Source organism: Granulicatella balaenopterae, from assembly GCF_900111135.1.
Lineage (GTDB): Bacteria > Bacillota > Bacilli > Lactobacillales > Aerococcaceae > Granulicatella > Granulicatella balaenopterae.
Genome location: NZ_FOGF01000090.1, coordinates 1 through 1,141 on the forward strand (window position 1 = coordinate 1; position 1,141 = coordinate 1,141).

Here is a 1,141-nt window from a genome sequence, read left to right on the forward strand (position 1 = left end):
TAGAAAATATATCGTGTATAATTCCTCGTACTTGTGGGATACTTCTGTCTTTTGCATTATATTCAATTTTATCTATCTCATTTGTTGCGGCTTGTACTGTTGGTGAACTAAGCCCTACTCCTGCTATTAAAAGCATTGGTATAAATATTTTTTTCATTAAATCTCCTCCTAAAACGCTTACTTTTACATTATATCATTTTTTCTTTTTGAATCGAATTTTTTTTAAAAAAAGGTGCATAAAGCACCTTTATTCGAATTATCTTATCATTATTGGTCAGATGATTCAGTTGCTAATAACATTAACCATTTTAAACTAGATAAATTAACATCATCCTCATATGTACTTTCTTTACCATTTATGCAAATTTTATTAGGCTCTGTCATAGTAATATCTTCAATAATTTTATTATCCTTGTCATATAGAACTAAGAAATATTCATAGTCTTTTTGTTCTTCAGTCATTTGACCTTCTTGTACTGTATTTGCAAATTCGACATAATCCTCGGAATTTGTATTATGAATAATTTTATCTAAATCAGCAATGACATTTCTGGTAAAGTCATAATCCGTAGTATAATGTACAAAGCTGTCGCTATTAGGAGTTTCAACAACCATGATAACTCTGCTAATATCTTCTGCAGTCGGCATTTTACTTTCTTTCGCTTCTTGTTGGCAAGCACTGAATAACATAACCGCAACTAGTGACAGCATAACCGTTATCATCTTCTTCAGTTTCATAATCACTCATCCTTTCATAATTATAAATTTTGAATAGTCACCAGTCGTATTCGATGAACAATCCCTCCTTTATAACTAATTAACTCGTAACTATCTCTACAATAACCATATCATAGTTTTATTTGTTTGTGTGCTAGGTTGCCCGAAATTACAAAAATAGTGCCTGAAATTACAAAAAACAGGAAATATTCTTAAATCCTTTTCACTTTCTTGAGCATAAAAAAAGAAGAGTCAATTTTTTTGGCTCTTTGTCAAATAGGGTTGATGGAGTGGAAATAGAGATCATACAGTATTATCTGTATGATTTCTTTTTTTATTGTATATTTCCATCATTAAAAAATTTTAGTGCTCAAGTGAGTACAGTTCCTATAATTATCAGCTGAGTGTAGTAATATATGTTTTT

1 protein-coding gene is annotated in these 1,141 nt (G+C 29.9%); it reads right to left on the reverse strand.

Annotation, left to right across the window (positions count from 1 at the left end):
* Window positions 1-267: 267 nt before the first annotated feature.
* On the reverse strand, window positions 268-738 hold the full coding sequence (locus tag BMX09_RS09930; RefSeq protein ID WP_089748114.1) for a hypothetical protein: 471 nt from the start codon (window positions 736-738) through the stop codon (window positions 268-270).
* Window positions 739-1,141: the final 403 nt, after the last annotated feature.